At 44.5% G+C, this 23,008-nt stretch carries 21 protein-coding genes; 11 read left to right on the forward strand and 10 right to left on the reverse strand.

The genetic code is table 11. From position 1 onward, the window contains the following. Positions 1-3 precede the first annotated feature (3 nt). Positions 4-978 carry a Gfo/Idh/MocA family oxidoreductase gene (locus BCV39_RS18020; protein WP_102431554.1) on the forward strand — a complete coding sequence of 325 codons (975 nt, stop codon included), beginning with the start codon at positions 4-6 and terminating at the stop codon, positions 976-978. A gap of 112 nt (positions 979-1,090) precedes the next feature. On the opposite strand, the gene BCV39_RS18025 is transcribed toward BCV39_RS18020, so the two are convergent. The 7 genes from BCV39_RS18025 to BCV39_RS18055 all read right to left on the reverse strand — a co-directional run bounded on the left by BCV39_RS18025 (position 1,091) and on the right by BCV39_RS18055 (position 7,628). Then, positions 1,091-1,729: a 2-dehydro-3-deoxy-6-phosphogalactonate aldolase gene (locus BCV39_RS18025; protein WP_102431555.1), complete on the reverse strand. Its 639-nt coding sequence runs from the start codon at positions 1,727-1,729 to the stop codon at positions 1,091-1,093. After that, positions 1,719-2,627, reverse strand: coding sequence for a 2-dehydro-3-deoxygalactonokinase (locus BCV39_RS18030; protein ID WP_102431556.1), 909 nt, complete (start codon positions 2,625-2,627; stop codon positions 1,719-1,721). Before BCV39_RS18030 ends, BCV39_RS18025 begins: the two co-directional genes overlap by 11 nt. Positions 2,628-2,741: 114 nt before the next feature. Next, positions 2,742-3,887 (reverse strand): mandelate racemase/muconate lactonizing enzyme family protein, encoded by a 1,146-nt coding sequence (locus tag BCV39_RS18035; protein WP_057623539.1) that lies wholly within the window; start codon positions 3,885-3,887, stop codon positions 2,742-2,744. Between the two features lie 14 nt (positions 3,888-3,901). After that, positions 3,902-5,170 carry a TRAP transporter large permease gene (locus BCV39_RS18040; protein ID WP_102431557.1) on the reverse strand — a complete coding sequence of 423 codons (1,269 nt, stop codon included), beginning with the start codon at positions 5,168-5,170 and terminating at the stop codon, positions 3,902-3,904. 9 nt (positions 5,171-5,179) lie between these two features. Further along, positions 5,180-5,653, reverse strand: a complete 474-nt coding sequence (locus tag BCV39_RS18045; protein ID WP_057623543.1) for a TRAP transporter small permease — start codon at positions 5,651-5,653, stop codon at positions 5,180-5,182. 135 nt (positions 5,654-5,788) lie between these two features. Next, positions 5,789-6,844 carry a TRAP transporter substrate-binding protein gene (locus BCV39_RS18050; RefSeq protein ID WP_057623545.1) on the reverse strand — a complete coding sequence of 352 codons (1,056 nt, stop codon included), beginning with the start codon at positions 6,842-6,844 and terminating at the stop codon, positions 5,789-5,791. A 58-nt stretch (positions 6,845-6,902) separates the two neighbouring features. After that, positions 6,903-7,628, reverse strand: a complete 726-nt coding sequence (locus BCV39_RS18055; protein WP_057623547.1) for an IclR family transcriptional regulator — start codon at positions 7,626-7,628, stop codon at positions 6,903-6,905. Positions 7,629-7,851: 223 nt separating this feature from the next. Between BCV39_RS18055 and BCV39_RS18060 the strand changes: the two genes are divergently transcribed. After that, positions 7,852-8,190, forward strand: coding sequence for a Fis family transcriptional regulator (locus tag BCV39_RS18060; RefSeq protein ID WP_102431784.1), 339 nt, complete (start codon positions 7,852-7,854; stop codon positions 8,188-8,190). A 76-nt stretch (positions 8,191-8,266) separates the two neighbouring features. Here BCV39_RS18060 and BCV39_RS18065 read toward each other — a convergent pair whose 3' ends face one another. After that, positions 8,267-9,166, reverse strand: a complete 900-nt coding sequence (locus BCV39_RS18065; RefSeq protein WP_102431785.1) for a GyrI-like domain-containing protein — start codon at positions 9,164-9,166, stop codon at positions 8,267-8,269. 455 nt (positions 9,167-9,621) lie between these two features. On the opposite strand from BCV39_RS18065, the gene BCV39_RS18070 reads away from it, so the two are divergent. Then, on the forward strand, positions 9,622-11,853 hold the full coding sequence (locus tag BCV39_RS18070) for a hypothetical protein (RefSeq protein ID WP_102431786.1): 2,232 nt from the start codon (positions 9,622-9,624) through the stop codon (positions 11,851-11,853). 43 nt (positions 11,854-11,896) lie between these two features. Here BCV39_RS18070 and BCV39_RS18075 read toward each other — a convergent pair whose 3' ends face one another. Continuing rightward, positions 11,897-12,358, reverse strand: a complete 462-nt coding sequence (locus BCV39_RS18075) for a hypothetical protein (RefSeq protein WP_102431787.1) — start codon at positions 12,356-12,358, stop codon at positions 11,897-11,899. A 179-nt stretch (positions 12,359-12,537) separates the two neighbouring features. Continuing rightward, positions 12,538-13,296 carry a DeoR/GlpR family DNA-binding transcription regulator gene (locus tag BCV39_RS18080; protein ID WP_102431788.1) on the reverse strand — a complete coding sequence of 253 codons (759 nt, stop codon included), beginning with the start codon at positions 13,294-13,296 and terminating at the stop codon, positions 12,538-12,540. Positions 13,297-13,576: 280 nt separating this feature from the next. Between BCV39_RS18080 and ltnD the strand changes: the two genes are divergently transcribed. The 8 genes from ltnD (at position 13,577) to BCV39_RS18120 (ending at position 22,837) form a co-directional block, all read left to right on the forward strand. Further along, positions 13,577-14,491 (forward strand): L-threonate dehydrogenase, encoded by a 915-nt coding sequence (gene ltnD, locus BCV39_RS18085; RefSeq protein ID WP_102431789.1) that lies wholly within the window; start codon positions 13,577-13,579, stop codon positions 14,489-14,491. 2 nt (positions 14,492-14,493) lie between these two features. Continuing rightward, on the forward strand, positions 14,494-15,750 hold the full coding sequence (gene otnK / locus BCV39_RS18090) for a 3-oxo-tetronate kinase (RefSeq protein ID WP_102431790.1): 1,257 nt from the start codon (positions 14,494-14,496) through the stop codon (positions 15,748-15,750). 11 nt (positions 15,751-15,761) lie between these two features. Beyond that, entirely contained in the window at positions 15,762-16,409 is a 648-nt protein-coding gene (locus BCV39_RS18095; protein ID WP_181359905.1) for an aldolase, read from the forward strand. Continuing rightward, on the forward strand, positions 16,409-17,185 hold the full coding sequence (gene otnI, locus BCV39_RS18100) for a 2-oxo-tetronate isomerase (protein ID WP_102431791.1): 777 nt from the start codon (positions 16,409-16,411) through the stop codon (positions 17,183-17,185). Before BCV39_RS18095 ends, otnI begins: the two co-directional genes overlap by 1 nt. 159 nt (positions 17,186-17,344) lie before the next feature. Further along, entirely contained in the window at positions 17,345-18,799 is a 1,455-nt protein-coding gene (locus BCV39_RS18105; protein ID WP_102431792.1) for an SLC13 family permease, read from the forward strand. A 113-nt stretch (positions 18,800-18,912) separates the two neighbouring features. Further along, positions 18,913-20,082, forward strand: a complete 1,170-nt coding sequence (locus BCV39_RS18110) for a glycerate kinase (protein WP_102431793.1) — start codon at positions 18,913-18,915, stop codon at positions 20,080-20,082. Positions 20,083-20,282: 200 nt separating this feature from the next. Continuing rightward, a complete protein-coding gene (locus tag BCV39_RS18115) occupies positions 20,283-21,734 on the forward strand; it encodes a catalase (RefSeq protein WP_102431794.1) in 1,452 nt (483 codons plus the stop codon). 230 nt (positions 21,735-21,964) lie between these two features. Beyond that, complete coding sequence (locus tag BCV39_RS18120) at positions 21,965-22,837, forward strand: patatin family protein (RefSeq protein WP_102431795.1); 873 nt, start codon at positions 21,965-21,967, stop codon at positions 22,835-22,837. The last annotated feature ends 171 nt before the right edge of the window (positions 22,838-23,008 follow it).

Genomic DNA, 23,008 nt, shown 5'->3' on the forward strand with positions numbered 1-23,008 from the left:
GCCATGAAATGGGGAATCCTAGGAACCAGCTTTATCTCAGGCGTAATGGCGGATGCGATCAAAGGCGATGCTCAAAGTGAACTGTATGCCGTCGCAGGGCGCACAGAAAAAACACTCAATGAGTTTGCTGAGCAGTATCAACCAACACGAACCTTCAACAGCTATGAAGCTCTGATTGAAGATGAGTCAGTCGACATTATCTACATCGCTCTACCAAATCACGTTCACCACGAATACGTGATTAAAGCGGCTCAAAAAGGCAAAGCGATCCTGTGTGAAAAATCGTTATCGGTTGATATGGAAAAAACCGAGCAAGCTCTGCGAGCGGTAAAAGCATCTGGCGTGTTCTTCGCAGAAGGTTTGATGTATCTAAATCACCCGCTTATCGCTAAGCTTCATCAAGAATTAGCGACAGGTGAGATTGGCGAAGTGCGCTCAATTCAGGGTTCATACGTTGCTGCGATTGACCAGTTCGTTAACCCTGCGAGCAAAGGCGCGTTGTACAACTTAGGTTGTTACCCAATGTCGCTGATTCATTCTGTTGCGCAGCAGCAATTTGGCGAGAGCGTGTTCAATGATGTGCAGATTTCAGCAATAGGTCGACGAGGCCAAGATGGCAATATTTGTGAATCATCGGCAATGATGCGTTTCAACGAGCGTTTTACCGCGCAAATCCACACCGCGGAAGACCACGGCTTAAAGCATGGCTTCACGATTCTAGGTAGCAAAGGTTGCATCACGCTCGACACCAATCCATGGCTGCCGACCGAAGACAACACATTCACGGTTGAGATCTACGAAACATCGAAACGTGAAGTGAAAGTCGAAGCGCAAGGCGATGGTTTCCATTATCAAGTGCGTAATGTTCGCCAAGCGGTTGAGCGAGGTGACACACAACTTGCTGCGCCAATGGCAACTCATCAAGACTCTCGCGTAATCATGAAGTTACTGACTGATTGGGAGCAAGCGGCGAGCTAGTGTCTTAGTAAAAGAAATACGACTCATATTGTTCTGTATGACTTGATACCAAAATCACATAGACAAATATGAGCCGTATTGTTGGTTCTGCTTACTTTTTGGGCGAGCTTACTTAAGCTACAGAAGCTTTGAAGGCAGTATTGAATGCCTTTGCATTGGCGCGAATCTCGTCGTCAGATAAGCCAGGCTTGTAAAGTGACGCCCCTAAACCAAAGCCTTTCGCACCGATGTCTAAGTATGGTTTCATGCTCTCGATGGCAGGGTTGATTCCTCCTACAGGTAAGCAGATTGCTTCGGGAGGCAGCACGGAATTCAACGCTTTAAAGCCATCAAGGCCAAGCACTGAAACTGGGAATAGTTTTAACCCCGTCGCACCAGCAGCAAGCGCAGCGAACGCCTCTGTTGGCGTAACAACACCAGGGAAGCTGACGCAACCTGCAGCCGCTGACATTTTCACGACCTGTTCGTTGAAGTTCGGTGTTACGACTAAGTTTGCACCCGTCTCAATCACAGCTTGTGCTTTTTCTGGTGTGGTAACGGTACCCGCGCCAATTAAGTATTGATCACCGAAATGTTCGACTAGCATTTTAATGCTGGTCAATGCATCTGGTGAGTTCAATGGCACTTCAATCATTGAGAAGCCTTCCTCAATCAAAGTTTGCGTCACACGAATACAATCTGCCGGTTCTACACCACGGATAATGGCAACGAGTGGTAAGTGATCACTTAGGTTAAAGTCTTTATTTGTCATTATTCATTGCCTCTTTAATTTTTAACATTCCAGCGATGAAAGTGTTATCGCCATTCACGTATTCGGTTGTTTTATTTAGCTGACGACAGGCTTGGTCATAGCGTTCTGATAAGGCTTTTCCGCCCACCAAGTAGATGCTCTCTTGATGCAGTTCTCGTACTTCGTTGCCGATTAACAGCCCTGATAAGTAATCAAACACCTCACTCTCTTCTAGATTGCCGAATAGACGATGCGTTCTGGCTTTGAAGAGTTGATTAGTGATTGACGGGTTCGAGCTTTCCTCTACCCCTTTAACAAAAGCAGCATTAGAGCTGACTTGTTTAGGTAAGCCACGCCCTAGGATTGTCTGTGTCGACAGTGCAGAAAAAAGTTCGCCAGTCATGTAGGTTGAAAACGAGACTAACTTACCCGCCTCAATATTTGCGTGTTTGCTGTGAGTGCCCGGAAAGGCTGCTTCAAGCGTCGGTTTACCTGCTAACTCAAGAAGTCCAAACAACTGAACCTCTTCACCACGCATGACGTCGTAGTGGCCATGCTCATCACAATGGCTGACACCCGGAATGATGGTGGCTGTTGCACCCCAAGGGAGGTCGAATTGATGGGTGTTTTGAGCCAAGGACTCCACATTAGTTGGCGTGGAAACATAAGGGACGTTGACCCAACCTTGTGCAGAACCAACCATACCTGCCATATAAATTGGAAAGTGTTGGTATTCGCCGAGCCACTCACTCAGTAATGATTCAAGCTCGGTTGCAAAGGCACCATCTTCAACCTGAAGTAGCCCCATTTTGCGTTCTGTTTTATCAACGACCTGTCCTTGTTCATCCATGGCAAAGGCACGAAAGTTTGTCGTTCCCCAATCCAGAATTAGCCAACTGATTTTGTTTTTTTGATTCATAATTACAGCTCACAGACGCGCCCTAAGGCGCGCAGTTTTAGGTTTAGTTGATGTACTTTTTATCGGTTTACTTTGTCGAACCGTTAACGTTTGGGTCTAGCTAACTCTGTTTATTTAGTTAACCTTGTATTGCTTGATGATGTCGGTATTCACATCGACACCGATGCCCGGTTTGGTAGAGATTTGTACCTTGCCGTTTTCCATCTTGATGCCATCGCAAATGAGATCTTTGCGGAATGGGTGTGAAGACTGGTCAAACTCAAGCATGGGCTCGATAGGGTTGAGTGATAGTGGTGAACTTGGAAGTGAAGCAATAAACTGCAAAGAGGCCGCAATACCAATACCAGAACCCCACACGTGTGGAATCATCATGGTGTGGTTTGCTTGTGCCATTGCTGCAATCTTCTTACATTCCGTGATACCTCCTGAAGAACATAGATCAGGTTGAATCACGTCTAACGCTCTCTGTTCAAGCCAAGGGCGGTAGCCCATTTTCCCGAACAGTTGCTCACCTGCGGCGATATAAGTTTTAGAAAGGTTCTTGATTTCTTGATAGCCAGCAATGTCTTCTGGAGCTAACAGCTCCTCCAAGAAGTACAGGTTGAACTCTTCTGTTTCTTTGATGATGCGACGTGCTGCTGCCGCGTTGTACGCCCCATTAGCATCAGCCATGATCTTCACATCATTACCAACGGCTTCACGAATTGAACGAATGAAGGCGATGTCTTCATCTACGCCAAATCCAATTTTGAGTTTGAACGCTTCAAAGCCACCTTCGACATAGCGATGTGCTTCCTCAATAGCTGCTTCTGGATATTTCGAGCCTGCGACACGATAGAAGCCAGTTGCGTACGGGGTGACTTCCTTGCGGAAAGCACCGCCGATCAGTGAGTGAATTGGTTTATTGAGAGCCTTACCAATGACATCCCACAGTGCAATATCAACACCGCTGATTGCGTTCACCGCAGAACCACCTTGACCATATGGGCGAGTCACGTTATACATCTCTTCCCAAAGCACTTCCACGTCGAACGGGCTGCGTCCGAGCAGTAGCGGCTTAAAGGTATGTTCAATAAATGCCGCCGCAATGTGTGGGCTCTGTAGGCCGTGACACAGAGCTTCACCAAAACCAACAATCCCTTCATCAGTAACGATTTCGATGATCATTGAGCTACGGTTATGAACCCAGCCTTGTGCGAAGTAAAATGGCGTCTCTAGTGGAACTGAGATTGCGTGTGGAATGACATCAATAATTTTCACAATAAATACCTTACTTAAATCAGAATCAGAGATATCTGAGGAATAAATACAATCAGCGTTAACGCGAACATCATGGCTAGGAAGAACGGGATAATGGCTTTAGAAAGTTTCTCAACAGAGACCCCTGAAACGCTCGAGCCAACAAATAAGTTTAGACCCAGAGGAGGAGTGATAAACCCGATAGCCAATGTCACCACCATGATGATGCCGGTGTGTACTGGGTTGAAACCGAATAGCATGGCCACTGGAACCAAGATTGGCGTCAGAATAATGATTGCCGCAACGGTTTCCATGAAACAGCCGACAACCAGCAGTAGTGCTACCATCAAGATAATGAAGATCACCTTGCTATCAGAGAACTCAAGCATCGCGTTAGCAATTTGTGTTGGAATTTGCTCAAGTGCTAAGTACTTACCAAAAGCAGTCGCAGTACCCACAATCAACAACACAATCACGGAAGTAATCACCGATTTAGTGAAGATTTTTGGTAAGTCTGTAAAGGTAATTTCTTTGTAGGCGAATAGGCTCACAATAAGGCCATAAACCACCGCTACTACACTTGCTTCTGTTGGGGTGAAAATACCGCCGTAGATACCACCAAGAATGATTACTGGGATAAGCAGTGCGAGTTGAGCGTGTTTAAATTGAGCCCACACCTCTTTCCAGCTAAACGGTTCGTCTGAACCTTTGTAGCCTTTTTTCTTAGAGTAGATGTATGCCCAAGCCATCAAACAAAGCGATACCAAGATGCCTGGGATGATGCCTGCAATGAATAAGTCGCCAATTGATACGCCTGCAGATACGCCATACATCACCATTGGGATGCTTGGTGGAATCATGACACCAATCGCACCTGCCGCTGTGACAACCGCGGTTGCAAAGCCCTTGTCGTAGCCGTACTTGATCATCGCTGGAATCATGATGCCGCCAACCGCTGCTACTGTAGCTGGGCCTGAGCCTGAGATAGCAGCGAAGAACATACATGTAATGATTGAAGCAATCGCGAAGCCACCCGTGATGTTTTTCACTAATGAGTTAGCAAAGTTCACCAAACGTTGCGAGATACCGCCGCTGCCCATGATGTCACCCGCTAGGATGAAAAATGGTACTGCCATAATTGGGAAAGAATCGACAGAGGTGATTAAGGTACTCACAAGAAAATCAACGCTTAAGGTGCCGGTTGAAATAATGGTGAGTAGCGTTGCCATACCCAATGAGATAGCAATGGGCACAGAGGCAATAACGAGTAGTGCGAAAGTCGCAAACAAAATAAATACTGACATGATTACCTCCTATTTCGCTGTTTTGATGTCATCAGTGGTGGATACCATCTGTTGAATCAACCTGATTGACGTAAGTGCAAAGCCTACTGGGCCTGCTAGATAAACGATCCACATCGGTAGTCCAAGTGCTGGTGATGTCTGACCTAAATGGTAGAGATTCGCTACCATCTGCGTAGATTTGAATAAAATAACTATAGAGAACACTAAAAATACGAAATCTGAAAATAGGCTTAGGTACTTCTTTTCCTTCTCATCAATTAGCATAGATATTGCTTCTATTTTAATATGGCTCTTTTTTGCGACTGCAAAACTGATACCGATATAAACAAGCCAAATGAAGCAATAACGAGCTAACTCTTCCGTCCAAGCAATTGAATAATCGAATGTTCGGGATACTACTTGTAAGAATATTGCTGCTGTCATAATAACGAGCAGTATTACGGCTATCGTATTTTCAAAATACTTATCTAACCAATTCAACATAATAAGATTCCTTGTTCACTTATTACTTAGACCTATTACTTGTCTATTATTTATTAATGATAGTTATTGAGGGTTATTCATTAAAATAGTCAGTATTAATAATGTAATGGTCTAAATGTTAAGTGATGGCTTAAGTTACTGAGCGGCTAATTCGTTTTCAGCTTTTTTAATTTGTTCTTGGAAAGCGGAGACAACATCTTTGCCAATGATTGGTGTGTATTTCTCAATAACGGGCTTAGTCGCTTCTTGGAAGCCAACCAGTGCTTCAGGTGTTAGCGTTACGACTTCCATGTTTTGTTTAATAACATCCAAGCTTTCAAGATTGACTCGACGGTTAACTTGACGTTCGTAGTCGCCAGCATCAATAGCGGCTTGGCGCAGAACTCTTTGATCGTGACGGCTTAGTTTGTTCCATGTCGCTTGGCTAACAATTAAAGCCAATGGTGTGTATACATGGCCTGTGTTTGATAAGGTTTCTTGTACTTCGAACAAGTTGTTCAGTGCAATATTCGGATATGGGTTTTCTTGCCCATCAACTGTGCCTTGCTGTAACGCTGTGAACAATTCGTTGAAAGCCATCGGCGTTGGGGTTGCGCCCATCGCTTTCCATGCGTCTAGGTGAAGTGGGCTCTCCATAGTACGGATCTTTAGGCCTTTCACATCTTCAATCGATTTCACAGCACGACGTGAATTGGTTACATGACGGAAGCCATTTTCCCAGAAATCCAGGCCGACTAAGCCTTTTGACTCTAATCTTTTCAGCATGTCGTCACCAAATTTGCTGCGTAGCACTTTATCTGCGACATCTTCACTGGTGATCATAAAGGGAAGGTCGAACACATTGTATTCAGGGTAGAAGTTAGCCAGTGGACCCGTCGATGGAATAGATACGTCAAGTGTTCCTAATTGCAGCATTTCAATCGCCGCACGGTCATCACCTAATTGCGCTGAAGGGTATATATCCACCTTCAGTTCAGTAAATTTCTCAACAATTTCTTTAAACTTAGCAGCACCATCATAGATAGGGTGTTTGTTATTAGAGCTCATGCTGAAACGTAATGTTTGAACTTGAGATTCACCTGCTGCAATACTCGATTGGTTATTTCCTTGAGAATTTGTAGCAATAGCTGCACCAATGATTGAGGCGACAAACACCCCACCAATGGCTAGAATTTTTCCGGTTCTAGACATAGTCGTACCTGATTAATTTATTATTTATATAAAGTGTACGTTACATACACCTGTAGGGTTAATTAAGTTGCTTGGATATTTTCTGACAATATTCAGTAATAACAGGAATTAATTCCGTCATTCTTTCGTCAGACATGTATTCTTTAATGCTGGTTACTGATATAGCTGCAATAATATTGTTATATTTATTTCTTATTGGTACAGCAACGCAACGTACAAGGTCTTCGTTATCTTCTAAGTCATAGCTATAGTCATGCTTAGAATATTCATTCATTCTTTTTAGCATCGACTCAACGTCGTGATTAGTTTGCGATGAAATAAGTCGAATCCATTCCATCTTTGGCATATCAATCATTAGCGCTTTTCCAATCCCCGTTGCGGACATTGGTAGTCGATCTCCCACTTGTGAACGTAACTGAATCGCACGCTCACCTGGGATCTTATCTAGGTAGAAGATTTGGTCTTCATCTTTGATGCCTAGATGGACAGTATCTTTAGTTCGTGCAGCAAGCTCGCGTATAAAAGGCTTCGCAATCTCTTTAAGAGGCATATCTTGTTGAGCTCGGATACCAAGCTGAATCATTTTGGTTCCTAATACCAGCCCAATTCCTTTTACTTCGCGGATGTAACGAGCCTCTATCAAGCCTTGGATGATTCGGTGCACGGTCGATTTTGGCAATTCTAAATGTTCGCACACATCTTTTAGTTGTCGATTACCTTCAGCGATCGAGTCGATGACCGCGATTGCTTTTACCAATGCTTGATTACCTTGTAACTTGCTCATAAAACCGCCTCTCGTTGTATGAGAGAAATATAGCGGTAGTTTGCTATTGATAATGTGATAACTATCAACATTCCACTTTGTGAAACAAGAGTCCCACATTGTGGAATTTATCAGGTAAGTATAAATACTTTGCATTTGAAACCGCCACAGTGTCCAATGTCGGTTAAGACAATATTGACTGAAAAACCTTATTTTTTAAGGTGTTAAATAGGATGCTTACTTCATGCGTAAATCAGATAAGAAGATCGAAAATCAGATCAGAGACGTGTTAACTGACGTGTGTGAAGATACGTTGAAAGGCTACGATGGTTTTCTTTGGGTGACTCATACGGTCAATTTCTCTTCTTTTCCGCAAAGCTTGAAAATTGTTTGTGTATTCGACACCAATCAAGATAGAGCGAATTTCTTAGCAGGAGAAGGTCAGAAGGAAGTCTCAACGAACATTCAAAAGGCGTTCAGTCAGGTCGGAATTACATTAAAGAATATCGATAAACACATCAGTTACGATACACAAGAAAATTGCGACCGCGACCATCAAGGGAAGTGGAACAAGAGGCTTTAAGGCGCTTTATTGGTCGTGCTATTTGGTAAGCGATCCAGAGAAATGAAAGCCTACGCGAGGTAGGCTTTCATTGTCGTTACTTGATTGCAGTACAGAAGCTAACGTCTGAATGTTGAGTTTGCGGGTCGTAGCTGTGGTAAAGCTCAAAACAAGGTCGATCGTCTGTTTCAATACCGGACTCAATGACGTTACTCATTAAATCATCCCACGCTTTGGCATATTGGCCGATTTCGGTAATCGTTTGTCTCATCACCGCATATTGCCCGCCGGGAAAGTCCTTCAGTTCGATACCGCTGGGTACTTCCACATCTTCAGGGACCATTAAACAAATGTCTGTTCGGCACTTATCTGTCGGTGTGATTTCTGGATTGTCATGATAAATGAACATGCAGGTATTGCCTGATAACCCTTTAATTTCTGCCCATTGATAAAGACGACCGCTTGGCTCTTCATACCCTTGTCCATAGGGACCTGTTACGCGTACATACGCCAGTTTTGATGGTTCGAATTGTTGTGTTTTCATTGTCATGCTCCATGTTGAAAGTTCGGAGTCAGTATATGAATTGCCGACGACTGCATCGGTTCCATTCTTGCGCAACGTGTGTCCAATCTTGCTATTTCGAGTTAACTCACCGAAAGCTTGGTAGTCTTCACAATCACGAAAGGCACTAGGCGTCATACCAAAGTGTTGCTTGAAGGCTTTGGCAAAGCTTTGAGACGATGAGAATCCATAATCCAATGCAATATTAATAATAGGTTGTTTGGATTTGAAGAGATCGTTGGCTGCCGCTTCAAGTCTCAGCCGTCTGGTGAAATCAGCAAGCGTCTCGCCTTGAACGGCCTTAAAAGTACGATGAAAATGGTAGGGTGAAAAGTTGGCTAATGCCGCGACTTCGATCAGGTTAAGCGGATCGTTAAAGTGCTTCTCTAAATAGCGTATAACGGGAACAAGCCGCTTATGATAGTCAACGTACATCTCTTTATTTACCACTCTCTGTTGTCATCGTTCTTGTTTAGATGACCGAGACTAGCCTATCCAAATTGAGTTTCAACAGTGTGGCGTTGAAACTGAGATTCGATGCAGCAAATCTCAGCCCGTTCTGAGCTTTAAGTTCTGATAATCTTCTGTCTTCCAAACTGCTTTATTCTCATTTTGAGAAAATCTGAGCTGATTTTTCGTTAGCCGGAGATACTTGGTTTCCAAATAAAATTAAAATCACAAAAATTTATCTTTTCCTTAATATCTTGATTTTTAATCGACATTTTCTCGTTTTCCTTACCACCGATGAAACAAGACAGACGAGCACTTGAACAATTCAGCAATGTAGTCGATACTTTTTTCGTATTTTGATTCCTAAATTGACACGTAAGTTGGCTGACTTTTCGTCTTGTGATTTAAGGCATGACAGTATCGATTAGGAAATATGATTCATGAAAACCTACACTTCTGGGCTGCTCGCATTCATACCGTCATGTTTAATCGCTGGCTACGCTTTTGCTGTTGGTATAGCAGTTGTGCTGCCAGGGCAACATGAAGCTGGTGTTGATCTTTCGGGCTCCTCACTATCTGCGAATGCTGTCATTGATTGGGAAATTACCAACAGTGATATTGTCTTCGGTGCCTATGCCGACAAAGCCGACAATGAGCGGGCTACGACAATTGGTTATATGTACAACCAAGTCATGGCGATGAACTCGGGTTGGTTGGAGAACGATCTCCGTAACCAAGCTGAGGTAGAAGGCCTCAATTTCGAAGATTATTTCCTACACTTTTCTGAAGATACTGTCATTGCCGAAGTTGATAATACTCACGGTGAAAACACTCTACTAAATCGCAAGCCCATGATCGTCGGTTATACCTCAGGTGAAGATCATGCTGGATTTTGGCTCTATCAAGAGCCTCCATGGGATGCCGATGTGTTTGAGAATTTTGAACAGGGCGGGGCTTTGTACGTCTATCATGCCGAGCAGTTCGAACGACTGACCTTCAATTTCTCACAGTTTGCTGGCAGCGGAGAACTCTGGATTGAATACCCAACGGTTATTGATTCTCGCGGAATGGTGTCTCGGTGGGAAAGGCTTGATATTAAGAAAGACAGAACCCTCAATATGACCAAAAACCAGTCTGTGATTTGGAACCTACCTAATGATTGGGTGAGAGCGACAACTCATGATGGGAGCGGTGCGAGTTATGGTGGCGGCCAGTATTTTGGTTCAACCTTTTTGAGAGATGGTGGGCGCTTATACGTTGTGAGAGTTCGTTGGCAAAGTGAAAACGCTGACGACAGGCCGCGTTTAAAAGAAGTAGAACTCAAAAACAGTTTTCCAACCGTCAAATTAACCGATGCCCCGAGCACAACACCGGATGGCGATGCTATCAGCCAATGGCGCAAAATCCGCGGTTTTGATGTGTCTGCAGACCTAGATGGCGATAACTACTTGTCGCCGAGCGAGTATCGAAATCGAACCAATAAGAACGCGACAGCGCGTTTTCGTTGGGAATCAAGAGTGGTGCCATTTGGTCGAATGTGGAGCGCTAATTCATCTTGGTCGTTAACGAACGTCGCAAACACGGATTATCTATCTGCCATTCATCGCTACTACAAGCAAAGCTGGACAAGCCAAGGTTTGAATGGTGCGTACAACGACGACACAAATAAACTCATTGGTTCAAACCAATTCTATGTTCATTCTGGCGGGCATGTTCAAGAGTTAGGATCCGTTGCGGGTTCGAATCAAGCGGATGATCTCTACAAAAAGCAGTTTTCAGCGTTTCTGAAAAATCTATCTGCTTTAGAAAGTGATGCGTCGATTGGGTTGAACATCGGAACCGCGAACTTGCTGGGTCGAAATGGACAGTCTCATCTTAGCGAGGCGGGATCTCTGTATTTACGAGAGCACTACATTTTTCCATCTACTGGGTTTAGTGGTTATTCGGGAATCTCTAAATTCTGGGATAATTCTGCGCTCGCCTACAATGGACAAAGTGTTATTTTTCAGGCGACAACGCGTTATGGGCGAGTTCAGTATCTTGGAAATAGTGAAGAGAACTGGAAGCAAGACCAATACTCGACCCTAGCGATCTACCACCTCAATCGACATGCTCAACATAGCTATTTCAATCAGTGGAACAATGGTTACGTCTATGGAAGTGGTAACACGACTGCAGATACTTTCTGGCAAAGTGGTGTCCCTAAAAACATCGCCTATCAACCAAGTTCGTTATTGGCCGTTGATTTGGGAGAGCCGAGTCACCAAATTCCACAAGGCTTTGAGCCGATCCCTTTGATGCTATCGACAACGACACCTCAGCCCGCTGACTACACCATCGTTGGCGACTCCTCGATGAACGAAATGGTGCATGCTGATCTACCCAATGGCATGACTCACGTTCTACCGACGTTCACGTACTTTATATATCAATCTGATAATCAGGTGGTTGCTGGTGGCCCTGAGGACATGGTGTTAGCGAGAGAGTTTAGTAATGGTCGTGTGTTGTATCGCACGGATTTCCACGGTAAGAATCCGAGTTTTTATGACGCGGAAAAACTCACCATCGCGCTGGATGTTCCAATGAAACCTGTTGATGCTAACGGTAACGTTGGTGAGTATGTGAGTGAAATAGAAATTGGCGGTTATGAAGGACTGTTCTTACTTTATTAAAACCAATGCGAATGAGCACTCTCGAACCAGAGCAGACTAGAGCTTAGGTTCGGGATATCAGCTTATTCTTTTTACACTGCTTAAACTCTTTGGCGATCCACAATTGCTCGTTTAATCCATTGTCGATTAAAGCAAAAAGGTAACCATCGACTTTGCTTGAAGCCGCAAGGTACTCCTGAAAAGCGTGCTTAGGGTAGCCGGGGTAATCCGTTTCGTATTGAGCGTCTAACTGCTTATCGAGTTGACGCCATTTTACAAATAACTCTGAAGAGGACGTTTCAACCTTATATTGGCCTAAAATACGTTGGTGATGGGTTAGCGCCACTTTAGCGCAGTGGTTGATCTGTACGACTTTTTGTATCAATTCAACTTGTTCTTCACTCATGGTTTTCGCCAGTACATTCTCTTGTTCGATACGCGTCATTCGCTCACCAAACGTTTCAGCATGGGTGGGAAACACAAAAGTAAGCGGTAAAGCTAATACCAAAAGGCGCTTATAGAACATAACCAAACTCGTTAAAAGGATTCGTGGCTGTTATGCCGCCCGCCACCAATATTATTAATGAATATAAACGCTTAATTGTAAGAATTATTTTTATTGAGTAGATAAATAGATGGTTTTGGAGTTTTGGCATTCAGGCTCTGAATGTTTGATTGGTGAGCCTGAAGCTGATGGGGGAACAGTTACGAGTTAATGACCTTAATACCTTTATCTTGAAGCTCATCAATCACACTACTCGAAAGATCAATATCGGTGATCACGCCATCAAGCGCACTTAAATCTAAGGCGTGGAAAGTAGCGATGCGCCCGTATTTGGTTGAGTCTGAAATCAGATAGTTTGAATGAGCTGCTTGAACAATGGCTTGTTTGACTAATACCTTATTTTCACAAGGTGTCGAGAGCCCTTTTAGATTCCAAGATGAAGAAGAGATAAACGCAATATCAATATTCATCCCTGCTAAGAACTCCGCTACTTTGCCCCCAATACTCGATTGATTTTCACGGTCAATCTTACCACCAGTATGGTAAATCTCAGATTGTGTACTGTTCATTAGGTACGCGGCAATCGCGAAGTCATTGGTGATGATAAGCAGATCATCTCGCCCTGCAAGTTGGTGGGCGATCTCCAAAGAGGTGGTTCCGGCGTCTAAGTAGATAGTCGAATACTCAGGAACTAATTGAGCAGCTAGTTGACCTATTTGAGCTTTTTCGTTTGCTTGCTGTTCTACCTTGATGTCGTGTGACAATTCGCTGTGAAGTGCTTTAGTCAGCTGAACGCCACCCGAAACTGAAATCACTTTCCCTGATGTCTCTAGCTTTACGATATCTCGACGAACGGTCATATGAGACACCTCTAGGTGCTCAACAAGCTCAGAAATACTGATCACTTCTTGATGTGATAATAGTGACAAAATGGTTCTCTGACGTTCTGCTGGAATCATGATTCTTCTTCTATGTTCTTATTTTTCATTATCCTATCAACCTTTTGTTGTTTTGTGAATATCTGTGAATATCTGTTGTGATATAGCAATAAGAACTGTGATTGTTGCGGAAATTACCATTATCTAATGCCTCGAAAGGGGTAAATCACCCACGAATGTTAACTTTTGTTAAAAGTGTGACTTATCACTAAGTCGCACTCGGTTGCTTCACATATAATCACAAACATAAACAATAGTTAACAAATTTAAAATTCAATAATTACGTGAAAGGCATCTTGTTATGAGTGAAGTTCAATCTGTTGGTGTTATCGGTTTAGGTTCAATGGGCATGGGCGCAGCTAAGTCATGTGTGCGTGCAGGGCTTGATGTATATGGTTTCGATTTGAATCCGCAAGCGCTTGAAACCTTGGGTGAATATGGTGCAAAAGCGGTATCGACGAATGCGGTTGAGTTTGCAGACAAACTTGATTCTGTTTTGGTACTGGTTGTGAATGCTGCTCAAGTTAACACGGTACTGTTTAAGACTGGTCTTGCGGCGGCACTAAGACCTAACACGCCAGTTATGGTCTCGGCAACGATCTCAGCAGAAGACGCGAAACAAATCGAAGCTCAGCTTGCTGAACATGATCTTGTGATGCTTGACGCACCTGTTTCAGGTGGTGCAGTAAAAGCAGAAGCAGGTGAAATGACTATCATGGCTTCAGGTGCGATTACTACATTCGAGGCATTGGCTCCTGTACTCGATGCGACGGCGGCAAAAGTTTACAACATCGGTGAAGCTATTGGCCTTGGTGCGACTGTAAAGATCATCCACCAATTACTTGCAGGTGTTCACATTGCTGCAGGCGCTGAAGCAATGGCATTAGCAGCTCGCGCGAATATCCCTCTAGATCTGATGTACGACGTTGTGACTAACGCAGCGGGTAACTCGTGGATGTTCGAGAATCGTATGAAGCACGTTGTTGATGGTGATTACTCTCCAAAATCTATGGTCGATATCTTCGTAAAAGACTTGAACTTGGTATCGGATACCGCTCAAGACCTAAAATTCCCGCTTCCACTATCAAGTGCAGCACTGAATATGTTTTTAAGTGCGAGTAATGCTGGCTTTGGTCAAGAAGACGATAGCGCAGTAATCAAAGTGTTCCAAGGCATTGACCTACCGGGTGTTTATACACCAAAAGTGGAGAAGTAATCATGTTATTAGGTGTTATTGCAGACGATTTTACAGGTGCAACAGACATTGCTGGTTTCTTAGTTGAAAACGGGATGCGCACTATTCAATTGAACGGCATTCCGACGGGTGACTTTGATGCTTCAGCGGATGCGGTCGTGATCAGCCTTAAATCTCGCTCTTGCCCGGTAGATGAAGCGGTAACCGATTCGGTGACTGCGCTTAAGTGGCTTCAATCTCAAGGCTGCCAACAGTTTTACTTCAAATACTGCTCGACGTTCGACAGCACAGCTGAGGGCAATATCGGTCCCGTAACCGATGCACTTTTGGCTGAGCTTGGCGAATCTTTCACTATGGTTTGTCCTGCATTGCCAGTTAATGGTCGCACGGTTTACAACGGCCACTTGTTTGTTTTTGGTGAGCTATTAAGTGATTCAGGCATGCGTAATCACCCGGTGACACCGATGACAGATTCCAGTGTCGTTCGAATGATGGATGCACAATCAGAGGGTGTTTCTGGCTTGGTTAACTTCCAAATTATTGAACAAGGCTCTGATGCAGTCACCGCTCATTTTGATGAACTAAAAGCTCAAGGCAACCGTTATGCGGTCGTTGATGCTTTTAACGCAGAACACTTGGTGACGTTAGGCCAAGCAGCTAAATCTCTGAAGTTAATCACAGGTGGTTCAGGCTTAGCAGCGGGCATCGCAAAAAACTGGACTGAACATCTTGCTGACCAAAGCGATGCAAAAAACGCAGGTAGTCCAATAAAAGCGCCAACGGTTGTGTTCTCTGGTTCTTGTTCGGTAATGACTAACCAACAAGTTACAGCTTACAAGCAACTCGCTCCTCACTTCGCTATCGATGTGAAGGCATGCTTAACCAACGATCAATACGCCAATGAAGTATTCGATTGGGTGATGACTAACAACCAAGGTGAGCTTGCTCCTTTAGTGTATGCAACCGCTGATGCGGCTGCACTTAAAGCCATTCAAGAAGAGTACGGTGCACAAGCTTCAAGCCATGCCGTAGAGCAATTCTTTAGCCTGTTAGCTATCAAGCTACAACAACATGGTGTGAAGAATTTCATCGTTGCTGGTGGTGAAACCTCAGGTGTTGTGACGCAAAGTTTAGCGGTTAAAGGTTTCCATATCGGTCCTCAAATCGCACCGGGTGTGCCTTGGGTTAAGTCGGTTGAAGGTGATCTTTCACTAGCACTTAAATCGGGCAACTTTGGTGACGAGAATTTCTTCGCTAGAGCGCAATCATTCTTTTCATAAGCGAGATTCAGATGAGTAAAGTTTTGATGAACGAACAGCAGTTAAGAGAGCAAATGGTAACTCTCGCTCGTTCGATGTTCGAACGAGGTTACGCGACAGGTGGTGCCGGTAATCTCTCTATCAAATTGCCAAATGGGCATTTTCTAGCAACACCAACCGGTTCTTCATTTGGTCGTCTTGTGGCTGAGGAATTATCGGTTGTCGATATCGATGGCAACCATATATCAGGCAAGAAACCGTCAAAAGAAGCGGCATTCCACCTAGCGATTTATAGAAACAATGCAGAGTGCAATGCGATTGTGCACTTACACTCAACATACCTGACTGCACTTTCATGCCTTGTAGGGTTAGATCGTAATAACGCGATTAAGGCATTTACGCCGTACTTTGTGATGCGAATTGGTGAATTACCTGTGATTCCTTACTTGCGCCCAGGAGACCCTCAGATCGCTGAAGAGCTTGCAAAGCGAGCTGGCGACTACCGAGCCTTTTTGTTGGCGAATCATGGTCCAGTAGTAACAGGCACTGATTTTGTCGATGCCGTGGACAATGCAGAAGAGTTAGAAGAGACCGCCAAATTAGCATTCTTATTGAAAGGGAATGATATCCGTTACTTAACGGACGAAGAAGTGATGGATTTAAAAGGGAGAGGCAAATAATGGCTAAGTTCGCAGCAAACTTAACGATGTTATTCACAGAAGTGCCATTTTTGGAGCGTTTTGAAAAAGCACACCAAGCCGGTTTCAAAGCAGTGGAATACTTATTCCCTTACGCGTTTGAAGCGGACGAGCTCGCAGAAAAAATGCAGAAATTTGGTTTTGAACAGGCCCTGTTCAATATGCCTCCAGGTGATTGGGATGCAGGTGAACGTGGCTTCGCAGCGATTCCTGGCCGTGAAGAAGAGTTTAAAGCCAGCGTTGATACAGCTCTTATGTACGCTAAAGCGCTGAATTGCAAGAAAGTTCACGCGATGTCGGGTCTACATGATGCGAATTTCACGAGGCAGCAACACGTTGAAACCTTTATCTCAAACATTCGTTTTGCCGCAGATAAGTTTGCTGAGCAAGACATTGAATTGATGATTGAACCGCTGAATAGCCGTGATGTTCCTAATTACTTCGTTGCTCACCAACGTGATGCTGTCGAACTGATTAAGTTGGTCGATAGGTCAAATGTGAAGCTGCAACTTGACCTGTACCACGCACAAATCATGGATGGCGATTTAAGTACTTTGATTCGTGAGGTTGCCGCTTATACCGGTCATATCCAAATTGCTTCTGTACCAGAAAGACATGAACCATCGGAAGGCGAACTGAACTACCCACACTTATTTAGTGTTTTGGATGATTCGGGTTATCAAGGTTGGATTGGCTGTGAATACACCCCAAAAAATACAACTGAAGCTGGTTTGGAATGGGTTAAACCCTATTTATAGAAGCAGCCAGCTTGAGCCTTTAAGGCAGATTTGAACTCGTAAAAATAAGATAAAGCGGCCCAAAATAAAAGTCGCTGCACAATAAAGTGCTGCGGGCGGTACTCCTATGCCTCTCGCATGCAAACCCTACACAACAAATAGTACAAAAAGGAAAATACAATGGATGGAGCACTGATAGGCATCGTAATTGGCATTTTAGCCATGATGGGTATGATCATTAAAACGAGAATCCCGGTGGCACTTGCTATGATTATTGCCAGTATCATCATGGGTCTGTTTGCTGGAATGGCACCAACAGAGCTGATCAACGCAATTAAAGCTGGCTTTGGTGGCGTACTTGGCGGGATTGGTTTGATTATCGCGTTTGGCGTGATCATGGGCGCGTGTTTTGAGCGTTCTGGAGCCGCTGTTCGAATGGCAAAAACGTTTGTAAAGCTGTGTGGTAAAGGTCGCGAAGACTTAGCACTAGGTTTTACAGGTGTACTTGTCGCTATTCCGGTTTTCTGTGATTCTGCGTATATCATTTTGCATTCTCTTGTTCGCGCAATTTCACGTGACACTGGTAAGTCAGCGGTTGGCCTAGGTGTGACTCTAGCGCTTGGCCTACTGATCACTCACGCACTTGTACCACCAACACCGGGTCCAGTTGCAGTAGCCGGTATTCTTGGCGTTGACCTCGGTGAGTACATGCTTTGGGGTTTGATGGTTTCTATCCCTATGATGCTGCTTTCTATGATTTACATTCGCCGAGTAGGTAACGAGTACTACCGCGTACCAAACGGTGAAACATGGATTACTAACCAAGCTGATTGGGCAAACCTAGAGAAAGTAAAAGAGACAGATGACAAAGAGCTACCAAGTAACTTCTTATCATTTGGTCCAATCCTTCTACCAATCGCATTCATCTTAATCAACACGCTTGTTGGCCAAGGTGACACTGCAATGCATACCGTTATTTCACTAATTGGTAACCCAGTGGTTGCTGTTGGTATCGGTGTTCTTATGGCGCTATACGGTCTTACTCGTCACATTGAACGTAAAGACATGGTTAGCTCAATGGATGACGCGTTATCTACAACAGGTCTAATTCTTGTGGTAACTGGCTGTGGTGGCGCAATGGGTGCAGTACTTAAAGCATCTGGTGCTGGTCCTCAAGTTGCAGAAGCTATCGCGAGCAGCGGTATTCCACCTCTACTTGTACCACTAGCCATTGCTTCAATGCTTCGTCTAATCCAAGGTTCAGCAACGGCATCTATGATGGTTGCAGCAACGATGACGCTGCCATTGGTTGAAACGTTAGGTCTAGACCCAGTATTCGTAGCACTTGCATGTGCGGTAGGCCCGGTTGGCTTCTCTCATTTGAACGATTCGTACTTCCACATCATCAACCGTACGCTAGGGATTACTGAACTAGCAGACCAAATCAAGATCTGGTCTGTGTCTTCAACTATCGCATGGGCGATTGGTGCAAGCATCATCATGGTTCTAAACTTGGTGTTTGGTAAAGGCGGTACACTGATTGATCCATTGATTCCAATTGCAGTTTTAGCAGCAGTATTTATCTGGCTAAAAAGCAAAGAGAAATCACAAGTAAAGGCAGCTGTTACTAACTAATACCGCTTACCTTTATATACTGCCCCTATTGCTTGATTGGCTTGCTAATCTGACATAGGGGCATTTTTGGATCGACAGCCTATCAAAATTATTATTTCCTTGGATTTATCAGTATGAAAATTGTTATTGCACCAGACTCGTTTAAAGAATCTTTATCGGCGGTATCGGTGGCGGCGTGTATTGAAAAGGGTTTTCGTGAAATCTTTCCTGACGCTGACTATGTGACTTTACCTCTGGCCGATGGTGGTGAAGGTACGGTAGATGTGTTGTTGCAAGGTTTAGCAGGACAGAAGCGAAGCCACCAAGTAGAAGGGCCGTTGGGGGCACTTGTAAACGCGGAGTGGGCGATACTTGAGCCATCCGCAAGCAATCAGAAAAAAACTGCACTGATTGAGATTGCTGCCGCATCAGGCTTGGAATTGTTAACACCAGAGCAGCGTGATCCATTGGTAGCCTCTTCATTTGGTACAGGTCAGCTCATTTTAGAAGCGATGCAGCAGGGCGTTCAAACGATCATTCTTGGCTTGGGTGGCAGTGCGACCAATGATGGTGGTGCAGGAATTGTACAAGCGTTAGGTGGTAGATTGCTTGATCGTGCAGGGCAAGAACTCAGCCGAGGTGGCGCTGCGCTAGCTGATTTAGCATCTATCGATCTTACCGATCTAGATTCACGCTGTGCTGATATCGAATTGATTGTGGCGTGCGATGTGGATAATCCACTGTGTGGCGATAATGGTGCCAGCCATATATTCGGCCCACAAAAAGGCGCAAGCCCAGAACAAGTTGTGATGCTGGATCAGGCGCTTGCGAACTTTGCTCAAGTAGCTGAAGCGCAAGGTTGTGTTAGTGGCGATGAATCCGTTCACAAGCGCACGGGTTATGGCGCGGCTGGTGGTACGCCGATGGGACTTGGCTTGCTATTCAATATGCAGATTAAACCGGGCATTGAGATGGTACTCGATGTTTTACAAGCCGATGAAGTATTGAAAGGCGCAGACCTTGTGATTACCGGCGAAGGTCAGATGGACAATCAAACCCTTCAAGGAAAAACGCCTTATGGCATTGCTAAACGTGCGAGCTTGCAAGGCATTCCGACGATAGGGATTGCAGGATCTTTGGGCACTGAAGTCGAAGCCTTATATGGTGAAATGAGCAGCTTGTTCGGAACAGTGCGCTCTCCTCAGCCACTCGAGCAAGTACTACGAGAAGCTGAATTGAACCTAACCAGAACGGCGAGGAACATTGCCTCAACTCTGAGGTTAGGCCATGTAATTCTTAAATAAAGTTCGGTGATACAAAGGCTTAGTTAACTCACCTGTTCGATAGGTTTCATAGATAGCAACGATAAATATAAACGATTATATTTTCTAGTCACTCAGGTCTATTCTTTATCCATATTATTTTAGTGGTTTTTAAAGTACTGAATCCACTTTAATCGAAGATATGGCAACGATGCGATATCTTTTACCTTAAGGAATAGACCATGAGTAAAAAACTAACTACAGCTGCGGGTTGTCCTGTTGCTCATAACCAGAATGTTCAAACGGCGGGCAAACGTGGCCCACAGCTTCTACAAGATGTTTGGTTTTTAGAGAAATTGGCTCACTTTGATCGTGAAGTGATTCCAGAGCGTCGCATGCACGCGAAAGGTTCTGGTGCCTACGGTACATTTACTGTTACGCATGACATCACCAAATACACCAAGGCAAAGCTGTTTTCTGAAGTAGGTAAAAAGACCGACTTGTTTGCCCGTTTTACGACTGTAGCGGGTGAGCGCGGTGCTGCCGATGCTGAGCGTGATATTCGCGGCTTTGCATTGAAGTTTTATACTGAAGAAGGTAACTGGGATATGGTGGGTAACAACACGCCAGTATTCTTCCTTCGTGATCCTCTTAAGTTCCCAGATCTAAACCACGCGGTGAAACGTGACCCACGCACCAACATGCGCAGCGCGAAGAACAACTGGGATTTCTGGACCTCTCTACCTGAAGCGCTTCACCAAATCACGATTGTGATGAGTGATCGTGGTATCCCTGCGACTTACCGTCATATGCACGGTTTTGGTAGCCACACATTCAGCTTTATTAACGCAGATAACGAACGTTTCTGGGTTAAATTCCACTTCAAATCTCAGCAAGGTATTAAGAACTTGTCTGATGCAGAAGCGGCACAAGTGATCGGCGATGACCGTGAAAGTCACCAGCGCGACTTGTTAGACAGTATTGACAACCAAGACTTCCCTAAATGGACGTTGAAAGTGCAAGTGATGCCAGAAGCGGATGCAGCGACAGTGCCATACAACCCGTTCGATTTGACTAAGATTTGGCCACACGCGGATTACCCGTTAATTGAGGTGGGTGAGTTTGAATTGAACCGTAACCCGCAAAACTTCTTCTCTGAAGTTGAACAGTCGGCATTCAACCCTGCCAACGTGGTTCCGGGTATCAGCTTCTCACCAGACAAGATGCTGCAAGGTCGTTTGTTTGCTTATGGTGATGCGCAGCGTTACCGTTTGGGTGTTAACCATCAGCATATCCCAGTGAACGCACCTCGTTGCCCAGTACACAGCTACCACCGTGATGGTGCGATGCGTGTTGATGGTAATTTCGGTAGCACATTGGGTTATGAGCCAAACAACGAAGGTCAATGGGCTGAGCAACCTGATTTCGCTGAACCAGCATTGAACCTAGATGGCGCAGCGGCGCACTGGGATCACCGCGAAGATGAAGATTACTTCTCGCAACCGGGTGACTTGTTCCGTCTGATGACGCCAGAGAAGCAAGCGATTCTGTTTGATAACACTGCCCGTAACCTAGGCGGCGTTCCTAAAGAGATTCAACTTCGTCACCTAAGACACTGTTACAAAGCTGACCCTGCATACGGTGAAGGCATTGGTAAATTGCTTGAAATCGATGTGAGCGAATTTAAGTCGTAATCAATAAACTCGCTTAAATAGTCAGAAGGCCGCTGAGTTAATCACTCAGCGGCCTTTTTTGATCATGCTGTGTATTAGGTGAGTCATGTAAGTAGTATCAGTTACTTGAAAATTAGCACCATTTCTATTGATAGTTTTTACCTATCGAATTGATAAACACATCCCATTATCTTTATAAAATGGACGGGATTATCCTACAGCTATCAGTTTATAAAGTAATAGAGTTTGAGATGAGTAAAAGCGCATTAATCGTTGAAGGTGGGGCAATGAGAGGCATCTTCGCAGCCGGAGTGTTGGACGCCTTTATGCAAGACGATTTCCGTCCCTATGATTTTGCTATTGGCGTATCTGCGGGCGTGTCGAACCTTGTTGGTTACTCATCTCAAGCACCGAAGCGTAGTTATAACGTGATTACTACCATGGCGACCGATAAGACGTTTTTTAACCCTGCTCGCTTTGCTAAAGGTGGCAATTTGGTCGACGTTAAGTGGTTGTGGGATGAATCTAACCAACGTTATCCGCTTGATTACGGTCAGCTGTTCTCAAGTGTTCCTTTAATTGCTGCTGTAACTAACGTCGATACTGGCAGTGCAGACTACTACCATATCAAGCCTGAAAACCTTTCTAACGTGGTTGAAGCAACAACGGCTCTACCTATCGCTTACCGTGAAACACCGTGCTTCTCTGGTGGTTGTTATACCGATGGTGGCGTAGCGGATTCAATTCCGGTTCGCGAAGCATACCGTCGTGGTGCACGAGACATTACCGTGATTCTTTCTCATCCTTTGAGTTACCGAATGAAGCCTCAAAAGCACCAATGGATGCTGAAAAAACTATTAAAGAAATTCCCTAACATTGCAGAATCGATGGCAGTGCGTGCTGAAAACTACAACCAGTCTCTGGAGTTCATTCGTAACCCTCCAAAAGATGCGACCATTAAAGTGATAGCGCCGCCAGAAGCGTTCGCGGTTAAGCGATTAACCATGGATCAAACTGTTCTGGACGCAGGTTATCATATGGGCGTGAAGGCAGGTGCGGAGCATCTGGCCATTCGCAAAGGCGTTTATGGTTTGGATTCCGAGGATTGTCATTTCTGCGTTTAGCTGCCGCGTCGATTAAGTTATAAATAATCGACTTTTTATCATTGGCATTGCGATAATCCTTATTAAGCATTTATATGGTTTATGACTTTATTTGTTTTATAAAATCAATAAAGTCATTTATTTGTCAGAGAACTATATTTTGTGATTTTGGATTGGATTTTATGGAGTGAA

The sequence above is a fragment of the Vibrio sp. 10N.286.55.E10 genome (assembly GCF_002872555.1).
Classification (GTDB): Bacteria; Pseudomonadota; Gammaproteobacteria; order Enterobacterales; family Vibrionaceae; genus Vibrio; species Vibrio crassostreae.

Excerpts from the sequence above, each read along its gene's own strand:
- BCV39_RS18115 (WP_102431794.1), top strand. The coding sequence starts at position 20,283 with ATGAGTAAAAAACTAACTACAGCTGCGGGTTGTCCTGTTGCTCATAAC.
- BCV39_RS18110 (WP_102431793.1), top strand. The coding sequence starts at position 18,913 with ATGAAAATTGTTATTGCACCAGACTCGTTTAAAGAATCTTTATCGGCG.
- BCV39_RS18030 (WP_102431556.1), bottom strand. The coding sequence starts at position 2,627 with ATGAATCAAAAAAACAAAATCAGTTGGCTAATTCTGGATTGGGGAACG.
- BCV39_RS18025 (WP_102431555.1), bottom strand. The coding sequence starts at position 1,729 with ATGACAAATAAAGACTTTAACCTAAGTGATCACTTACCACTCGTTGCC.
- BCV39_RS18020 (WP_102431554.1), top strand. The coding sequence starts at position 4 with ATGAAATGGGGAATCCTAGGAACCAGCTTTATCTCAGGCGTAATGGCG.
- ltnD (WP_102431789.1), top strand. The coding sequence starts at position 13,577 with ATGAGTGAAGTTCAATCTGTTGGTGTTATCGGTTTAGGTTCAATGGGC.
- BCV39_RS18040 (WP_102431557.1), bottom strand. The coding sequence starts at position 5,170 with ATGTCAGTATTTATTTTGTTTGCGACTTTCGCACTACTCGTTATTGCC.
- BCV39_RS18120 (WP_102431795.1), top strand. The coding sequence starts at position 21,965 with ATGAGTAAAAGCGCATTAATCGTTGAAGGTGGGGCAATGAGAGGCATC.
- BCV39_RS18045 (WP_057623543.1), bottom strand. The coding sequence starts at position 5,653 with ATGTTGAATTGGTTAGATAAGTATTTTGAAAATACGATAGCCGTAATA.
- otnK (WP_102431790.1), top strand. The coding sequence starts at position 14,494 with ATGTTATTAGGTGTTATTGCAGACGATTTTACAGGTGCAACAGACATT.
- BCV39_RS18050 (WP_057623545.1), bottom strand. The coding sequence starts at position 6,844 with ATGTCTAGAACCGGAAAAATTCTAGCCATTGGTGGGGTGTTTGTCGCC.
- BCV39_RS18095 (WP_181359905.1), top strand. The coding sequence starts at position 15,762 with ATGAGTAAAGTTTTGATGAACGAACAGCAGTTAAGAGAGCAAATGGTA.
- BCV39_RS18070 (WP_102431786.1), top strand. The coding sequence starts at position 9,622 with ATGAAAACCTACACTTCTGGGCTGCTCGCATTCATACCGTCATGTTTA.
- otnI (WP_102431791.1), top strand. The coding sequence starts at position 16,409 with ATGGCTAAGTTCGCAGCAAACTTAACGATGTTATTCACAGAAGTGCCA.
- BCV39_RS18060 (WP_102431784.1), top strand. The coding sequence starts at position 7,852 with ATGCGTAAATCAGATAAGAAGATCGAAAATCAGATCAGAGACGTGTTA.
- BCV39_RS18075 (WP_102431787.1), bottom strand. The coding sequence starts at position 12,358 with ATGTTCTATAAGCGCCTTTTGGTATTAGCTTTACCGCTTACTTTTGTG.
- BCV39_RS18065 (WP_102431785.1), bottom strand. The coding sequence starts at position 9,166 with ATGTACGTTGACTATCATAAGCGGCTTGTTCCCGTTATACGCTATTTA.
- BCV39_RS18080 (WP_102431788.1), bottom strand. The coding sequence starts at position 13,296 with ATGATTCCAGCAGAACGTCAGAGAACCATTTTGTCACTATTATCACAT.
- BCV39_RS18105 (WP_102431792.1), top strand. The coding sequence starts at position 17,345 with ATGGATGGAGCACTGATAGGCATCGTAATTGGCATTTTAGCCATGATG.
- BCV39_RS18055 (WP_057623547.1), bottom strand. The coding sequence starts at position 7,628 with ATGAGCAAGTTACAAGGTAATCAAGCATTGGTAAAAGCAATCGCGGTC.